The sequence below is a fragment of the Arthrobacter sp. IK3 genome (genome assembly GCF_051337705.1).
In the GTDB taxonomy this organism is placed as follows: domain Bacteria; phylum Actinomycetota; class Actinomycetes; order Actinomycetales; family Micrococcaceae; genus Arthrobacter_B; species Arthrobacter_B koreensis.
This window is the reverse complement of record NZ_JBPPSW010000001.1, coordinates 140,938-155,689: the sequence shown is the minus strand read 5'-3', so window position 1 is coordinate 155,689 and position 14,752 is coordinate 140,938. Positions and strand designations below refer to the sequence as shown.

Below are 14,752 nucleotides of genomic sequence, written 5' to 3'. Positions count from 1 at the left end.
TGCCGCCGGATAGTGAATCACGGCGGGGCTTTGGCCCCGCCGGGCCGGGCAGCGAGGGAGGCTGCCTCGATGGCGGTGCTGGGGCGGTCATCGCTCCCCTGCTTCGCTGCCCGCGCCCTCTCCCGTGCTGCCGGGGCGGAGCCTTTCCGCCGGGCTTTTCCGGCGTCCCGGACGGGTGCCGGACTTCCGTACACTGGCAGTATGTCTGCCACCTTTGCTGCCTCTGATGCCGTTGAACTCGCTGTCCTGGAGCGCAACGGCTTCATTGAATCCCGCCACGTGGGTTCCGCCGTCGTGCTTTCCGGTGACGGGTCGGTGGTCACAGCCCTGGGCGACATCGCCACCCCGGTGTTCCCGCGTTCGTCGCTCAAGCCGTTCCAGGCCGTTGCCACGATGCAGGCCGGCGTACCGCTGCGGGGTCCGCAGGTAGCGCTGGCCGCTGCCAGCCACATCGGCGCAAAGGAACACACCGATGTGGTCCGCGGAATGCTCCAGGCTGCGGGCGTCACTGAAGAGGACCTGCAGTGCCCGGCGGACTGGCCGCAGGACGAACAGGCACGGACCGAGCTGATCCGTGCCGGCAAGGGCAAGCAGCGGATTGCCTTCAACTGCTCCGGCAAGCACGCGGCATTCCTGTGGGCCTGCACCGAGAACGGCTGGGACACCCGGACGTACCTTGATCCGTCCCATCCGCTGCAGCAGGGAATCGCCCGGGTCTTCGAGGACTTCTGCGAGGAAAAGCCCGCGCACTGGGCCATTGACGGCTGCGGGGCTCCGCTGGCTGCGGTATCCCTGACCGGGCTGGCACGCGGGATCGGCAAGCTGGCCAAGGCGCCGTCAGACAAGCTGGGCGATGCGCGCGCAGCCACCGTGGCAACAGCAATGCTGGACTACCCCTGGGGCGTTCACGGCGCCGGCAAGGAGAACTCCGTGGTCATGGAAGACCTCGGCATCATCGCCAAGAGCGGCGCCGAAGGCGTCCTGGTACTGGGTACGGACACCGGGGTTTCCGTGGCACTGAAAATGCTCGACGGCAACGGCCGCGCCGCCACCCTCGTGGGCCTGACGCTGCTCGCCGCCAGCGGTGCCATTGACCCGGAGGGCGTCTTCAAGGTCCTGGCCAAAACCGTTCCGCCGGTACTCGGCGGCGGCGAGCCCGTCGGCAGCCTGCGGCTCGCCGCGCCGGTCACCGCGCTGCTGGACTAGCCATGGCACGGCGCAGGATTTCTTCGGCAGACGGCACGGCCGCCCTCGCCGCGGCAGCGGCCGGACCGTCAGACCGGAACACCACCGCGATGGCGGTCCGCTACGCCCTCGAGGAACTCGCTGAACGGGTGCCCGGCAACTCTGTCGAGGTGCGGGTTCCCCCCTTCGGCGTCACCCAGTGCATTCCCGGCCCCCGGCACACCCGGGGTACTCCCCCGAATGTCGTAGAGACCGACGCCGCCACCTGGCTGGGGCTGGTGACAGGCGCCCTGGCATGGGCTGACGCGGTGGCTGCCGGAAAGGTTTCCGCCTCCGGGCTGCGTGCGGACCTGTCCGAATGCCTGCCACTGTTTCCGCGGCTTGCCGGGGGCGGGACAGCCTAATCTCTACTGCCGGTAGAATTTGGGCATGACTTCCGAGCAGCACAGCCCTGAACGCCGCGAGATCACCATCCGCCGAGCTCCCCGCTTTGTACCTTTTATGGCGCTGGGCGTGGTCGCTGCCTTTATTACCGCCCTGATCATGGCGTACACCGGAGACGAGAACCCGCAGTACACCCGGGAAGCCGTCCTGGGATTCTTCACCGTGATGTTCGCTCTCCCCGGTGTGGCTTTGGGTTCCATCGCCGCATTGATCCTGGACCGGATCAGCATCCGCCGCTCCGAGCACGCAGTGGTTGAGGCGGCAGACGACGAGCCCGATAGCACAGGCACTTCCCCCACCGCGTAACGCTCTGCCCCGGAGCCGTTCGTACCCGGCGGGCGTGAGAGAATGTCTTCCATGGCACGCGGTGACGGAATGCTTTCCCACGATCTCATGCCCGGCGAAAAAGGACCGCAGGATGCCTGCGGAGTCTTCGGCGTCTGGGCCCCCGGCGAAGAGGTAGCGAAGCTTACCTATTACGGTCTGTACGCGCTGCAGCACCGCGGACAGGAATCCGCGGGCATCGCTACAAGCGACGGCAGCCGGATCAGCGTCTACAAGGACATGGGACTGGTGTCCCAGGTCTTCGACGAAACCACCCTGAACACTCTTCTGGGCCACATTGCGATTGGGCACTGCCGGTACTCCACCACCGGTGCCTCGCACTGGGCGAACGCCCAGCCCACCCTCGGCGCGACGGCCGCCGGCACCGTGGCGCTGGCCCACAATGGCAACCTGACCAACTCCGCCGAACTCTACGAAATGATCCTGGCCCGCCAGGGACGCCCCCGCTCGGGCGAAATTGCCCAGGGCAACACCTCGGACACCGCCCTCGTCACCGCCCTGCTGAACGGGACTGACGGCCGCTCCCTGGAAGAAACCGCACTTGAACTGCTGCCCAAGCTGCGCGGCGCGTTCTCCTTCGTCTTCATGGACGAAGGAACCCTGTACGCGGCCCGCGACACCTACGGCGTGCGCCCGCTGGTACTCGGCCGGCTGAACCGCGGCTGGGTTGTGGCCTCCGAAGGTTCGGCCCTGGCCACCGTCGGCGCAAGCTTCATCCGTGAGATCAAGCCCGGCGAGTTCATCGCCATTGACGAGAACGGCATCCGTTCCCAGATGTTCGGGGAGCCGACGCCGGCGGGCTGCGTCTTCGAGTACGTCTACCTTGCGCGCCCGGACGCTTCGATCAACGGCCGTTCGGTCTACGAATCCCGGGTTGAGATGGGCCGCCAGCTGGCCCGCGAAAACGGCGTCGAAGCGGACATTGTCATTCCGGTCCCCGAATCCGGCACACCCGCGGCCGTGGGCTACGCCGAGCAGTCCGGCATCCCCTTCGCGCACGGGTTCGTCAAGAACTCCTACGTGGGGCGTACCTTCATCCAGCCGAGCCAGACCCTTCGCCAGCTAGGAATCAAGCTCAAGCTCAACGCCCTCGAGTCCGTCATCCGCGGCAGGCGCGTGGTGGTGGTGGACGACTCGATCGTCCGCGGCAACACCCAGCGTGCAATCGTGCGCATGCTCCGGGAAGTCGGCGCCAAGGAAGTCCACGTCAAGATTTCCTCTCCGCCGGTCCAGTGGCCCTGTTTCTACGGAATCGACTTCGCTTCCCGCGCCGAGTTGATCGCCAACGGCGCCAAGGTGGAGGAAATCTGCACGTCTATCGGCGCTGATTCCCTCGCCTACATTTCCGAAGACGGCATGATTGGGGCCACCCAGCAGCCGCGCGAAAAGCTCTGCACAGCCTGCTTCACCGGCCGGTACCCCATCGAGCTGCCCCCGGCAGACCGGCTGGGCAAGAACCTGCTGGAAAATCCGTCCGACGCGGACGGCTCCAACGGCTGTGATCCGGGACCGGACAGTGAGTTCGAGACCCTCCTGACCCCAACAGACAAGAAAGAATCGGTATGAGCGCGAGCGAAAACGCCATCACCTATGCCTCCGCAGGGGTGGACGTCGAGGCCGGTGACCGGGCCGTCGAACTAATGAAGGCAGCGGTCAAGGCAACCCACAACGACTCGGTCCTTGGCGGGGTGGGCGGATTCGCCGGGCTCTATGACGTTTCCCGGCTGCTGGCCTACAAGAAGCCGCTGCTGGCAAGCTCCACCGACGGCGTTGGTACCAAGGTCGCCATTGCCCAGGCACTGGATATCCACTCCACCATCGGGTTCGACTTGGTGGGCATGGTGGTTGATGACATCGTCGTCGTCGGCGCGGAGCCGCTGTTCATGACCGACTACATCGCCTGCGGCAAGGTAGTGCCGGAGCGTATCGCGGACATTGTCCGCGGCATCGCGGCTGCCTGCGAAGTTGCCGGCACCGCCCTGGTGGGCGGCGAGACCGCTGAACACCCCGGCCTGCTGGGCGTGAACGAGTACGACGTCGCCGGTGCCGCCACCGGCGTCGTGGAAGCTGCGGACCTGCTGGGCCCGGAGCGCGTGCGGGAGGGCGACGTCGTTATTGGCATGGCGTCCTCCGGCATCCATTCCAACGGCTACTCCCTGGTGCGCCGCGTCATCAACCACGCCGGCTGGCAGCTTGAACGCCAGATCCCGGAGCTTGGGCGCACCCTCGGCGAAGAGCTGCTGGAGCCTACGCGCGTCTACGCTGCCGACTGCTTGGACCTGGCCCGCTACGCGCCCGCTGGAGTGCACGGTTTCAGCCATGTGACCGGCGGCGGGCTTGCCGCCAACCTGGCCCGGGTCCTGCCTAAGGGCCTGGAAGCCACCGTGGACCGTTCAACCTGGGAACTGCCGCCGGTCTTCAAGCTCGTCAGCGAGCTCGGCAATGTACCGCTGCCGGACCTGGAGCGCACCCTGAACCTGGGCGTCGGAATGGTGGCGATTGTCGACGCCGCCGGTGCGGACGCTGCGCTGGCCCGCCTGGGCGAACGCGGTGTTCCGGCCTGGACCATGGGTACCGTCGGAGCCGTCTCGGATTCCGAGGCCGGCGATCCCAACTACGTCCAGGGCGCCAAGGGCGTCGACGGCGGTGCCGTCCGCCTGGTGGGCAGTTACGCCTAGCCATTCCGGAGGCTCTGCCCCCGCCTCATCGAGATGACAGAAACTGCCCGTATCAGCCTTGATACGGGCAGTTTCTGTCATCTCGATGGAGGGAACGGCGAAGGGGAATTACCGCCTTTAACGCCCTTCAGCGGATCCACCGTGCTGGTGATCCGCTGAAGGAGGGCAATCAGTTTGCCGAAGAATGGGTTTGCCGGCATCTATCCGATGCGGCGGGAACCCTCATCATCATCGTCTTCATCGCCAAATTGATCTGCGTACTTATCCTCGTACGCCGAGTAGTCCGGCTCGGCCGGTTCCTCGGGATATCGACTCGACGGACGGCTCGAGGGTCCTGACAGCTCACGCTGCAGGGCTGAGTAGTCCGTGGCAGGAGTGAAGTACTTCATCTCGCGTGCCTGCTTGGTTGCTTTTGCCTTTTGACGGCCGCGCCCCATGGCGTGACCCCCTTTTTGCGTCGATCCGGAGGTGGTCGCTCGGGCAGGAGAGCGAGGCCCCGGAATATTTGGTCAATTTGTCGTAACTACAGGTTACATGTTTTCCGCTGGGTTGTGCCCCTCAGGACCCGCAGGCGCACTCAACTTCCCAGTTTAGTCCTTCTCTCCCGCAGGTGCGTACTGCGCCGCGACCTGCAAATTCGCTAAAGTCAGGGAGGAACAGATGCCGCGGGACACTTTTGCGGCCATGGACAGGGAGGACCGGCGTTCACCATGAGCGATCAAAAGAGGACACCGCGGCAGGGAACAGCCCAGCCGGGGAAGTCCCCGCGCCCTTCCACCCCGAACGGAAGTACCGCGCGCCCCAAGGGATCCAGTGCCAAGCCGCCCACACCGCGAACTGCACCCCCGGTCCGGAACAACCCTGCTACAAGGAGCATTCCAGTTATTAAGCCCCAGCTGTCCGCCTCCAACGGGCGCTCCGGCCCCACCGACCCGGAGCGGGGCGCCGGTTCAGCCAAGCCCGCCAAACCTGCCAAGCCCGGAAAATCAGGACGCGGCAAGGGTTCCGGAGCACGGCGTCCGGCCGCCGCCAACCAGGGTGGCGTCCAGAAGGGCCTGCTGGGTTCAAAGGGCGGAGCCAAGCGTCCCGCTGTCCGCACCGGCCCCGGAGCCAAGAAGAATTCGAGTCCGGCGGACGAACCGTCATCGACTCCGACCGGGCCCGAGGCTGCCGGGACGAACGCCGCCCCCGGAACCGGCAAAAACGCCGCTGCTGCAACCGGCGACGGCCGAACTGCGCAGACCAGTGCCGCCGCACCCGCCCAGTCCCCGGAAACAGGTGCAGGCGCCGAAACGACCGCGGCTGCCGTTCCCGACCTGTCCGCCCACACCGACGCCCCGGCCTGGCTGTCCACCGACGGCGGGCACGACGCCGAGCTGTGGGACGGCGCTTTCGACGCCGAGTCGCAGGACGCGGCCCCGCCGGAGCCCAAAGTCATTCCCGCTGATGACGTTCACCTCGACGAACCGTCGCTGGGGACGCCGGCCATCAGCACCGATGCCGCCGAGGCGGCTTCCCTGCCGGAAACCGCCGCCGAGGTGCGGGCAGTCTCCGAGGAGGCTGCCGAAGCCGGTAAGCAGGCAGGAATCTCCGAGCCCGCCCCCGAAGGCACGGAAGTCGCCGTCGAGCCGGGGGCAGGGCTCACGGAGCTGGAACCCGCCGCAGCGGATGACACGCAGGGCGAACCGTCGAGCGAATCCGCCGTAGACGGCGATTCGAACACTGACACGGCCGCCGGCCAGTCCAAGGACGGATCCGGCGATAAGCCATCAGACGAGTCAGCCGATGATGACGCCGAGGCCGCGGACGCTCCCGTGGAGCCTCGCCCTCAATCATCCCCGAAACCTGCCGAGGCACCTGCCGAGGACAACGGCTCGAACGAGGATGCCACGGAAGCCGGCAGTGCCAAGGACAGCCCCCAGGATGAAGACGATGCTGCGTCCAAGGCGGCCGGTCCGCGGATCCATACATCGACTATCCAGGGCGGCAGCTCCGACGTCGCGGCTCCCGTCACTGACTCCTTCGAGTCACTGACGCTGAGCAAAAAGGATCCCGACGACACGGGCGTAGTCCACACGGTGAACCCTTCCGGTGCCAGTGCCGTCCCGGCGGACTCTCGCCGTGCGCGGCGGACCCGTGAGGCCGAGGAAGCAGCCGCCCGCGGCAAGGGCCCGGGCAAGACCACCCGCACGCTGGTGCTGCTGGGGTCAATCCTCATTGTGGTGCTGCTGGGCATCTGGCTCGCCACGGTGATCGCGGACAGCAACCGGGGTGAGGGTGTCCTGGAGGATTCGGTATCTCCGGTCGATCTGGAGGCAGGCGCCTGCCTGCAGGACTTCCAGAGCGTGAATGCCGAGGTGACCGTTGTGACCTGCGAGACCGCCCACAATGCACAGCTGGTCGCCACCTCCACCTACGCTGATTCCGACACCTTCCCCGGCACCGATGCGCTGGCCGCGAAGGCAGAAGAGGTGTGTTCGTCCGTCATCTACACGGATGCGGCGTCGAAATACACCGATCTTGAACTCAACCGCGCGGTTCCCACACAGAATTCATGGAACACCGGTGACCGGCGGGTTGACTGCTTTGTTGTGGCGCCAAGTGACGAGCTGACCGAATCCCTCATTGTTCAGCCATGACCTGGGAAACGCCCAGTAAAAAGCAATAGAGCAGTAAAAAGGGAGGCTCGCACTGAGCCTCCCTTTTTACTGCTCCTCGTCAGGCGGGGAACGGAATTAGCGGACGGGTGCCGCCGCTTCGACGGTCAGGCCCGGGTCTGCCAGCTCGTCTCCCGCGACCTCGGGACGGTCCACCAGCACGGTATCTCCGTCTGAGATACGTCCGGCAAGGATGCCCTTGGCCAGCTTGTCCCCAATCTCCCGCTGCACCAGCCGGCGAAGCGGACGGGCGCCGTAGGCCGGGTCGTATCCGGTCAGTGCCAGCCATTCGCGGGCGGCATCCGTGACCTCCAGGGTCAGGCGGCGATCCCGCAGCCGGGTAGCCAGTGCCTGGACCTGCAGGTCCACGATCTCCGACAGCTCCTCCAGGTTCAGCGGATCGAAGAGAATTACATCGTCCAGGCGGTTCAGGAATTCGGGCTTGAAGTTGGCGTTGACCATGTTCATGACCGATTCGCGCTTCTGTTCCTCCGTCAGCCCGGGGTCCACCAGGAACTGTGAACCCAGGTTCGAGGTGAGGATCAGGATCACGTTGCGGAAATCCACGGTGCGTCCCTGGCCGTCCGTGAGCCTGCCGTCGTCGAGGACCTGCAGCAGGATGTCGAAGACATCCGGGTGCGCCTTTTCAACCTCGTCCAGCAGGATCACCGAGTACGGGCGCCGACGGACCGCTTCCGTGAGCTGCCCCCCTTCCTCGTAGCCGACGTATCCGGGAGGGGCACCGACCAGGCGGGAAACCGTGTGCTTCTCGGCGTACTCGCTCATATCCAGCCGGACCATGGCACGCTCGTCGTCGAAAATGAACTCGGCGAGCGCCTTGGCAAGCTCGGTCTTGCCGACGCCGGTGGGGCCCAGGAAGAGGAAGGAACCGGTGGGGCGGTCCGGGTCGGCAACTCCGGCGCGGGAACGCCGTACGGCGTCCGAGACGGCGGCAACTGCTTTGGTCTGGCCGATGAGCCGCGATCCGATGACCGACTCCATGTCCAGCAGTTTCTGCGATTCGCCCTGCAGCATCCGTCCCGCCGGAATACCCGTCCACGACGAGACCACTTCGGCGATATCGTCCGCGGTGACTTCCTCGGAGACCATCAGCTCACGGGCTCCGTCCCCGAACTTGTCTTCCTCGGCTTCCTGCGCGGCGTCGAGCTCCTTCTGCATCGCCGGGATCTCGCCGTACAGGATGCGGGAGGCTTCCGTGAGGTCGCCGTCGCGCTGTGCCTTTTCCGCCAGGGACCGGAGTTCGTCGATCCGGGCCTTGATGTCACCCACGCGGTTCAGTCCGGCTTTCTCAGCTTCCCAGCGGGCGTTCAGGGCAGCCAGCTGCTCCTTCTTGTTCGCCATGTCTTCGCGCAGGACTTCCAGGCGTTCCAGCGAGGCCTCGTCCGTTTCACCGCTGATGGCCAGCTCTTCCATGGTCAGGCGGTCGACGGCGCGGCGCAGTTCGTCGATCTCCTCCGGTGCGGAGTCGATCTCCATCCGCAGCCGGGATGCTGCCTCGTCCACCAGGTCGATGGCCTTGTCCGGCAGCTGGCGGCCGGTGATGTAGCGGTTGGACAGGGTGGCTGCGGCCACGAGGGCGGAGTCTGCAATGGCCACCTTGTGGTGGGCCTCGTAGCGCTCCTTGAGCCCGCGGAGAATACCGATGGTGTCCGGCACGCTGGGTTCGCCGACGAACACCTGCTGGAAGCGGCGCTCGAGGGCGGCATCCTTCTCGATATTCTCCCGGTACTCGTTGAGGGTGGTGGCGCCGATCAGGCGCAGTTCACCGCGGGCCAGCATGGGCTTGAGCATGTTGCCCGCATCCATGGATCCTTCTGCGGCACCGGCACCGACGACGGTGTGGAGTTCATCAATGAAGGTGACTATCTGGCCCTCGGAGTTGGAGATCTCCTCCAGGACAGCCTTGAAGCGTTCCTCGAACTCGCCGCGGTACTTGGCGCCGGCAACCATGGACCCAAGGTCGAGCGAGAGCAGCGTCTTGCCGCTGAGGCTCTCCGGGACGTCCCCGGCCACGATGCGCTGGGCGAGTCCTTCCACTACGGCCGTCTTACCCACGCCCGGCTCACCGATGAGGACGGGGTTGTTCTTGGTACGCCGGCTCAGCACCTGGATGACACGGCGGATTTCCGAGTCCCGCCCGATCACGGGATCCAGTTTTCCGGCCCGGGCCATTTCGGTGAGGTCGGTGCTGAACTTCTCCAGCGCCTGCAGGGTATTCTCCGGATCTGCATTGGTCACTTTGCGGTCTCCTCGCACACTGGGAAGGGCTCCGGCCAGGGCATCGTGGCCGGCATTATTGTCCCGCAGGGCCTTACCGGCGGGACTGTTGTCCACCGACAGCGCCAGCAGCAGGTGCTCGGTGGATACGTAGGCATCTCCAAGCTGGGCTGCCTCCTGCTGCGCGGTGTTGATTACCTGCAGCAGCGGCCGCGAGAACTGCGGCTGCTGCACGGACGTGCCGGAGCTGGAGGGAAGGTCGTGGATGGCACTGCTGGCGGCGACGCTGACCGCGTCCGGATTGGCTCCTGCTGCCTTAAGAAGCGCAACAGCCACCCCCTGCCGCTGGTCCATGAGAGCCTTCAGCAGGTGCGCGGGCTCAATCTGGGGGTTACCGGCGGTGGAGGCGTTCATGGCTGCAGCCTGCAGCGCTTCCTGGCTCTTGGTGGTGAATTTGGTTTCCACGGCGGGCTCCTTCTCAGGCTCGGATAAACCGTTCAAGCTCCCGGCAGATTCAGCACCATCCCGCTGGAACGGGCTGCGCGGCCCAGGTGCCGTTTCCTTTATGGAACGCCTGGCCCACTCGCTTCATCCAACCGTACTCAACTAACTTGAGTGTACTTCACTCAACCCCAGTCTGCAAAGTTATCCACAGGCTAGACTGAGCCCTGACCTGCGTTTATTCAGGTCCAGGCAGAGGTGCATGCTGCCGCTCAAACTCCTCCCGGACGCGCTCCCACTCGGCATTGCGCGCGTGGTAAAGCTCCCGCTCCTCCGCCTCCATCTGGGCCCAGCTCACAAGGTTTGATGAGAGCTCCCGGCCCTGGATGTGCGCTTCCAGGCGGTCTATAAAGAATTCCCATCCCGGTCCGGCCGCCCATTCTCCTGCGTCTGGGTCGATGACTGCGAACTTTTTGCGAACCGAAGCATAGAGCAGCTCCAGGCGGGTTGAACCGTCAATATCCGCCAGATGGATCTCAAGTTCCCCTGGATTGCCGTGCGGCGGAATCCACGTCACGGTCAGCATGCGCGGCGGATCGCACCGCAGAATGGTCCCCGTGGAGAAACCCGCCATTTCATAATCGCCCCCGCGCCTCAGTTCTCCGCTCGGCTGGGCAAAATAGGCCGCTATCCGGGCCGGATCAGACAGGGCGCTCCAGACCTCCCCGATGGGTTGGTGCAGATCCCGCCCGATGACCAGCATCCGGGCGTGTCCGGCCTGGATCTGGCGGAGACCAAAAGACCGCTCGGTTTCGGATAGCAACACGTCCAACTCGGACATTCCCGCTCCTTCAGCTTGCCGTCAGCACGGTCCCAAAGGAGGCTTCCGGATCGATCCAGCGGTCCGGCCGGACGTCCCCGAAACCGGTCAATGTGAGGTGCGCCACGTGTTCCGCACTCTCTTGGAGGTTAGCAGGACAGCGGCGGCCCGGACAGGGCCGGAGGGATAGCCGGCCCAACGGGACGATGAGCTTTCTCCCAGGCGGCCCCAGTGCCCGCAGTTGACCCAGGTCACAGAAATCCGCCTGCCATATGGGCTCTTGCTAGGCTAAAGCCCACGACTAAGGGACCTTACTTTTTATTCACACAGCCTTGAAGGATGTCATGACCAAGACTGCAGAATCCGAAGCGCCGCCCGCGGCCGTGGAGAAAACCCGCACAAACAAGGTAGTTTTCACCGGCTCGGCAGTGGGAATCACGGCCATTGCCCTCTGGGCCATGATCTCCACCGAGTCCGCCGAGGAAGTCATCGGAGCCATGGTTGGCTGGGTCTCCACCAACATGGGCTGGTACTACTTCCTCGTGGTGACCATGGTCGTGGTTTTTGTCCTGGTCCTGGCCCTTTCCAACATCGGCAGGACCAAACTCGGACCAGACCACTCCAAGCCCCAATTCGGCATCTTCACCTGGGGTGCAATGCTCTTCGCCGCAGGAATCGGCATCGACCTGATGTTCTTCTCGGTCTCGGAGCCGGTGACCCAGTACCTCGCCCCGCCCACCGGTGACGGCTCCACCGCAGAGGCCGCACGCCAGGCGCTGGTGTGGACACTGTTCCACTACGGCATCACCGGCTGGGCGCTCTACGCGCTCATGGGCCTGGCTCTCGGCTACTTCGCTTACCGCCACAACCTCCCGCTGAGTATCCGTTCAGCGCTCTATCCGATCTTCGGGAAGAAGATCGACGGCCCGCTCGGACACGGCGTGGACATTGCTGCCCTGCTGGGCACCATCTTCGGCATCGCCACTTCGCTGGGTATCGGCGTCGTCCAGCTCAACTACGGCCTGAGCTTCATGTTCGGCCTGCCCGAGAACCTCACCGTGCAGATAGCGCTGATTGCCCTGTCCGTGCTCATGGCAACCGTCTCCGTGGTGTCCGGCGTCGAGAAGGGTATCCGGCGGCTCTCCGAGCTCAATGTCATCCTGGCCCTGGGCCTGATGGTCTTTATCCTCATCGCGGGCAAAACCAGCTTCCTGCTCGACGGGATCGTGCAGAATATCGGCGACGTGCTGAGCCGTTTCCCGGCGATGACCCTGGACACCATGGCCTATGACCGCCCGGATGAATGGCTCTCCGGCTGGACTCTGTTCTTCTGGGCCTGGTGGATCGCCTGGGCACCGTTCGTGGGCCTGTTCCTGGCCCGCATCTCCCGCGGCCGCACCATCCGCCAGTTCGTGCTCGGCGTCATGATCGTGCCGTTCGCCTTCATCCTGCTGTGGATCTCCATCTTCGGCAACAGCGCCCTTGACCTGGTCATGGGCGGCAACGCCGCCTTCGGCGAGGTGGCCATGAACCAGCCGGAACGGGCCTTCTACGGACTGCTTGAGCAGTTCCCCTGGCTGCCGGCCACCGCAGCGATCGCAACCTTCACCGGGCTGCTGTTCTACGTCACCTCGGCGGACTCCGGCGCTCTGGTGATGGCCAACTTCACGTCCCATCTGAAGGACGCCGACTCTGATGCCCCGAAGTGGATGCGCGTCTTCTGGGCCGTCATCACCGGCCTGCTGACCCTCGCCATGCTGATGGTGGGCGGTGTGACCACACTGCAGAACGCCACCATCATCATGGGGCTGCCGCTTTCGATCCTGCTGCTGTTCATCATGCTCGGGGTGTACAAGGCACTGAGGGTTGAGCACTCGCTGGCGGCAAGCTTCCGTGCGTCGCTGCCGAGCATGATCGCGGGCCGCAGTCCGGATCCGCGCGGCGGCCGCACCTGGCGCCAGCGGCTCACCCGCGCCATGTCCTATCCCGGACGCCGGCAGGCAGCCCGCTTCGTGGAGGTCGTGGCCTGCCCGGCTCTGGCCGAAGTCCATGACGAGCTCGAGTCCAAGGGTGCGGAAGTTTCCCTCAGCCAGACCGAGGCGGGGAACGGCATCCTGACCGCAGACCTAACCGTGGGCCTGGGCGACGAGCGCCCCTTCAAGTACCAGGTCTACCCCGTGGAGTATGAGACCCCCTCCTACGCCCTGCGCAGCGCCTCGGCTGAGACGAAGTACTTCCGCATGGAGGTCTTCTCGCTGGAGGGCAGCCATGGCTATGACGTCATGGGCTACACCAAGGACCAGCTCATCACCGACGTCCTTGACCACTACGAACGCCACCTCGAATTCCTGCACCTCAACCGTGAGGCGCCTGGAAACACCGCAATCACCGAAGACCCCGTTGTCAAAGACAACTGGGACGCCGACTTTGTCGGCGGGGAGGAGAAACGATGACCACGCCCGCAACCCTTTTCATCGACGGAGCCTGGGTACCCGCGTCCGACGGCGGCACCCGTGAAATCCGCAACCCCGCCGACGGCGAGCTGGTTGCCGTCGTCTCCGAGGCCACGGCGCAGGACACCGGCAAGGCCATTGCCGCCGCCCGCTCCGCATTCGACCGAGGGGAATGGGCCGCGGTTCCCGCCCCCGAGCGCGGCGATTTCCTGCTCCGTGTTGCCGCGGAGCTGAAGGCCCGCAAGGCCGACTTCGCCCACGCCGAGACCCTGGACACCGGCAAGCGGCTGGTCGAGAGCGAAATCGACATGGACGACATCGCTGCGTGCTTCACCTACTTCGGAAAGATCGCAGGCCAGAACGCCGGCCGGATCGTTGACGCGGGGAACCCCGAGGTCGTCTCCCGCATTGAGTACGAGCCGGTGGGCGTGTGCGGGCTGATCGCGCCGTGGAACTATCCGCTGCTGCAGGCGGCCTGGAAGATCGCCCCGGCCCTGGCCGCCGGCTGCACCTTCGTGCTCAAGCCCTCGGAGCTAACCCCGTCCACGTCCATCCTGATGATGAAGGTCCTTGAGGACCTGGGCCTGCCCCGCGGCACGGCCAACCTGGTGCTCGGCGCCGGTGCCGTGGCGGGAGCGCCGCTGGCGGAATCGCCCGACGTCGACCTGGTTTCCTTCACCGGCGGCGTCGCCACCGGCAAGACCATTGCCGCTGCCGCAGCGGGAACGGTCAAGAAGGTCGCGCTCGAACTCGGCGGCAAGAACCCCAACGTAGTCTTCGCCGACGCGGATTTCGACGCCGCCCTGGACAATGCCCTGAACGCTGCGTTCGTCCACTCGGGACAGGTCTGCTCCGCCGGCGCCCGCCTGATCGTCGAGGAGCCGATTGCCGAGCGCTTCACCGCCGAACTCGTCCGCCGGGCAGAGCAGATCCGGATGGGCGGGCCCTTCGATGAAGCCGCCGAGACCGGGCCGCTGATTTCCGAGGCGCACCGGGACAAGGTCACTGCCTACGTGAAGAAGGCACAGGAAGAAGGCGCCCGGCTCCGCTGCGGCGGAACCTGGGGCACCGGCGAACTCGAGAAGGGCTACTACTACGCGCCCACCGTGCTGGACAACGTGAAGCGCGGCAGCTCGGCCCTCCTGGACGAAGCCTTCGGCCCGGTAGTCACCGTGGAAACGTTCAACGGCGAAGACGAAGCCGTTGCCCTGGCGAATGACACTTCCTACGGCCTGGCCGGCGCCGTCTGGTCCTCCGACGCCGGAAAAACCCAGCGCGTCGCCCGCCGGCTGCGCCACGGCACCATCTGGATCAACGACTTCCACCCCTACCTGCCGCAGGCGGAATGGGGAGGCTTCGGCATCTCCGGGGTCGGCCGGGAACTCGGACCCACCGGCCTCGGTGAGTACCAGGAAGCCAAGCACATCTACCAGAACATCAATCCCCAGGTGACCGGCTGGTTCACCGACCACGGAAAGGTCAACTAAGTTC

At 65.4% G+C, this 14,752-nt stretch carries 11 protein-coding genes; 8 read left to right on the top strand and 3 right to left on the bottom strand.

The genetic code is table 11. The annotated features are described in order from the left end of the window. Positions 1 to 201 precede the first annotated feature (201 nt). Genes ACSLGO_RS00735 through purM form a run of 5 tightly spaced genes read left to right on the top strand, consistent with a single transcriptional unit; the run spans position 202 to position 4,652 of the window. The gene (locus ACSLGO_RS00735; protein ID WP_325785926.1) at positions 202 to 1,206 is read left to right on the top strand and encodes an asparaginase; all 1,005 of its coding nucleotides are present in this window, start codon (positions 202 to 204) and stop codon (positions 1,204 to 1,206) included. 2 nt (positions 1,207 to 1,208) lie between these two features. Next, positions 1,209 to 1,589 (top strand): sterol carrier family protein, encoded by a 381-nt coding sequence (locus ACSLGO_RS00730; protein ID WP_091601875.1) that lies wholly within the window; start codon positions 1,209 to 1,211, stop codon positions 1,587 to 1,589. 25 nt (positions 1,590 to 1,614) lie between these two features. Continuing rightward, the gene (locus tag ACSLGO_RS00725; protein ID WP_091601872.1) at positions 1,615 to 1,935 is read left to right on the top strand and encodes a polysulfide reductase NrfD; all 321 of its coding nucleotides are present in this window, start codon (positions 1,615 to 1,617) and stop codon (positions 1,933 to 1,935) included. A 51-nt stretch (positions 1,936 to 1,986) separates the two neighbouring features. Next, positions 1,987 to 3,540: an amidophosphoribosyltransferase gene (gene purF / locus ACSLGO_RS00720; protein ID WP_436399706.1), complete on the top strand. Its 1,554-nt coding sequence runs from the start codon at positions 1,987 to 1,989 to the stop codon at positions 3,538 to 3,540. Then, positions 3,537 to 4,652 (top strand): phosphoribosylformylglycinamidine cyclo-ligase, encoded by a 1,116-nt coding sequence (gene purM / locus ACSLGO_RS00715; RefSeq protein WP_386885454.1) that lies wholly within the window; start codon positions 3,537 to 3,539, stop codon positions 4,650 to 4,652. Before purF ends, purM begins: the two co-directional genes overlap by 4 nt. A 200-nt stretch (positions 4,653 to 4,852) precedes the next feature. Here purM and ACSLGO_RS00710 read toward each other — a convergent pair whose 3' ends face one another. Beyond that, positions 4,853 to 5,089 (bottom strand): DUF3073 domain-containing protein, encoded by a 237-nt coding sequence (locus tag ACSLGO_RS00710; RefSeq protein ID WP_091601863.1) that lies wholly within the window; start codon positions 5,087 to 5,089, stop codon positions 4,853 to 4,855. Positions 5,090 to 5,362: 273 nt separating this feature from the next. Here ACSLGO_RS00710 and ACSLGO_RS00705 point away from each other — a divergent pair, with 273 nt between their 5' ends. Next, positions 5,363 to 7,291, top strand: a complete 1,929-nt coding sequence (locus tag ACSLGO_RS00705; RefSeq protein ID WP_436399705.1) for a septum formation family protein — start codon at positions 5,363 to 5,365, stop codon at positions 7,289 to 7,291. A 96-nt stretch (positions 7,292 to 7,387) separates the two neighbouring features. Here ACSLGO_RS00705 and clpB read toward each other — a convergent pair whose 3' ends face one another. Both clpB and ACSLGO_RS00695 read right to left on the bottom strand, forming a co-directional pair. Further along, positions 7,388 to 10,012, bottom strand: a complete 2,625-nt coding sequence (gene clpB, locus ACSLGO_RS00700; RefSeq protein WP_325785929.1) for an ATP-dependent chaperone ClpB — start codon at positions 10,010 to 10,012, stop codon at positions 7,388 to 7,390. Positions 10,013 to 10,226: 214 nt separating this feature from the next. Next, on the bottom strand, positions 10,227 to 10,829 hold the full coding sequence (locus ACSLGO_RS00695; protein WP_325785930.1) for an SRPBCC domain-containing protein: 603 nt from the start codon (positions 10,827 to 10,829) through the stop codon (positions 10,227 to 10,229). A 323-nt stretch (positions 10,830 to 11,152) separates the two neighbouring features. Between ACSLGO_RS00695 and betT the strand changes: the two genes are divergently transcribed. Continuing rightward, positions 11,153 to 13,261, top strand: coding sequence for a choline BCCT transporter BetT (gene betT / locus ACSLGO_RS00690; protein WP_091601852.1), 2,109 nt, complete (start codon positions 11,153 to 11,155; stop codon positions 13,259 to 13,261). Next, positions 13,258 to 14,748, top strand: a complete 1,491-nt coding sequence (locus tag ACSLGO_RS00685) for an aldehyde dehydrogenase family protein (RefSeq protein WP_436399704.1) — start codon at positions 13,258 to 13,260, stop codon at positions 14,746 to 14,748. The genes betT and ACSLGO_RS00685 overlap by 4 nt, the downstream gene beginning before the upstream one ends. Positions 14,749 to 14,752: the final 4 nt, after the last annotated feature.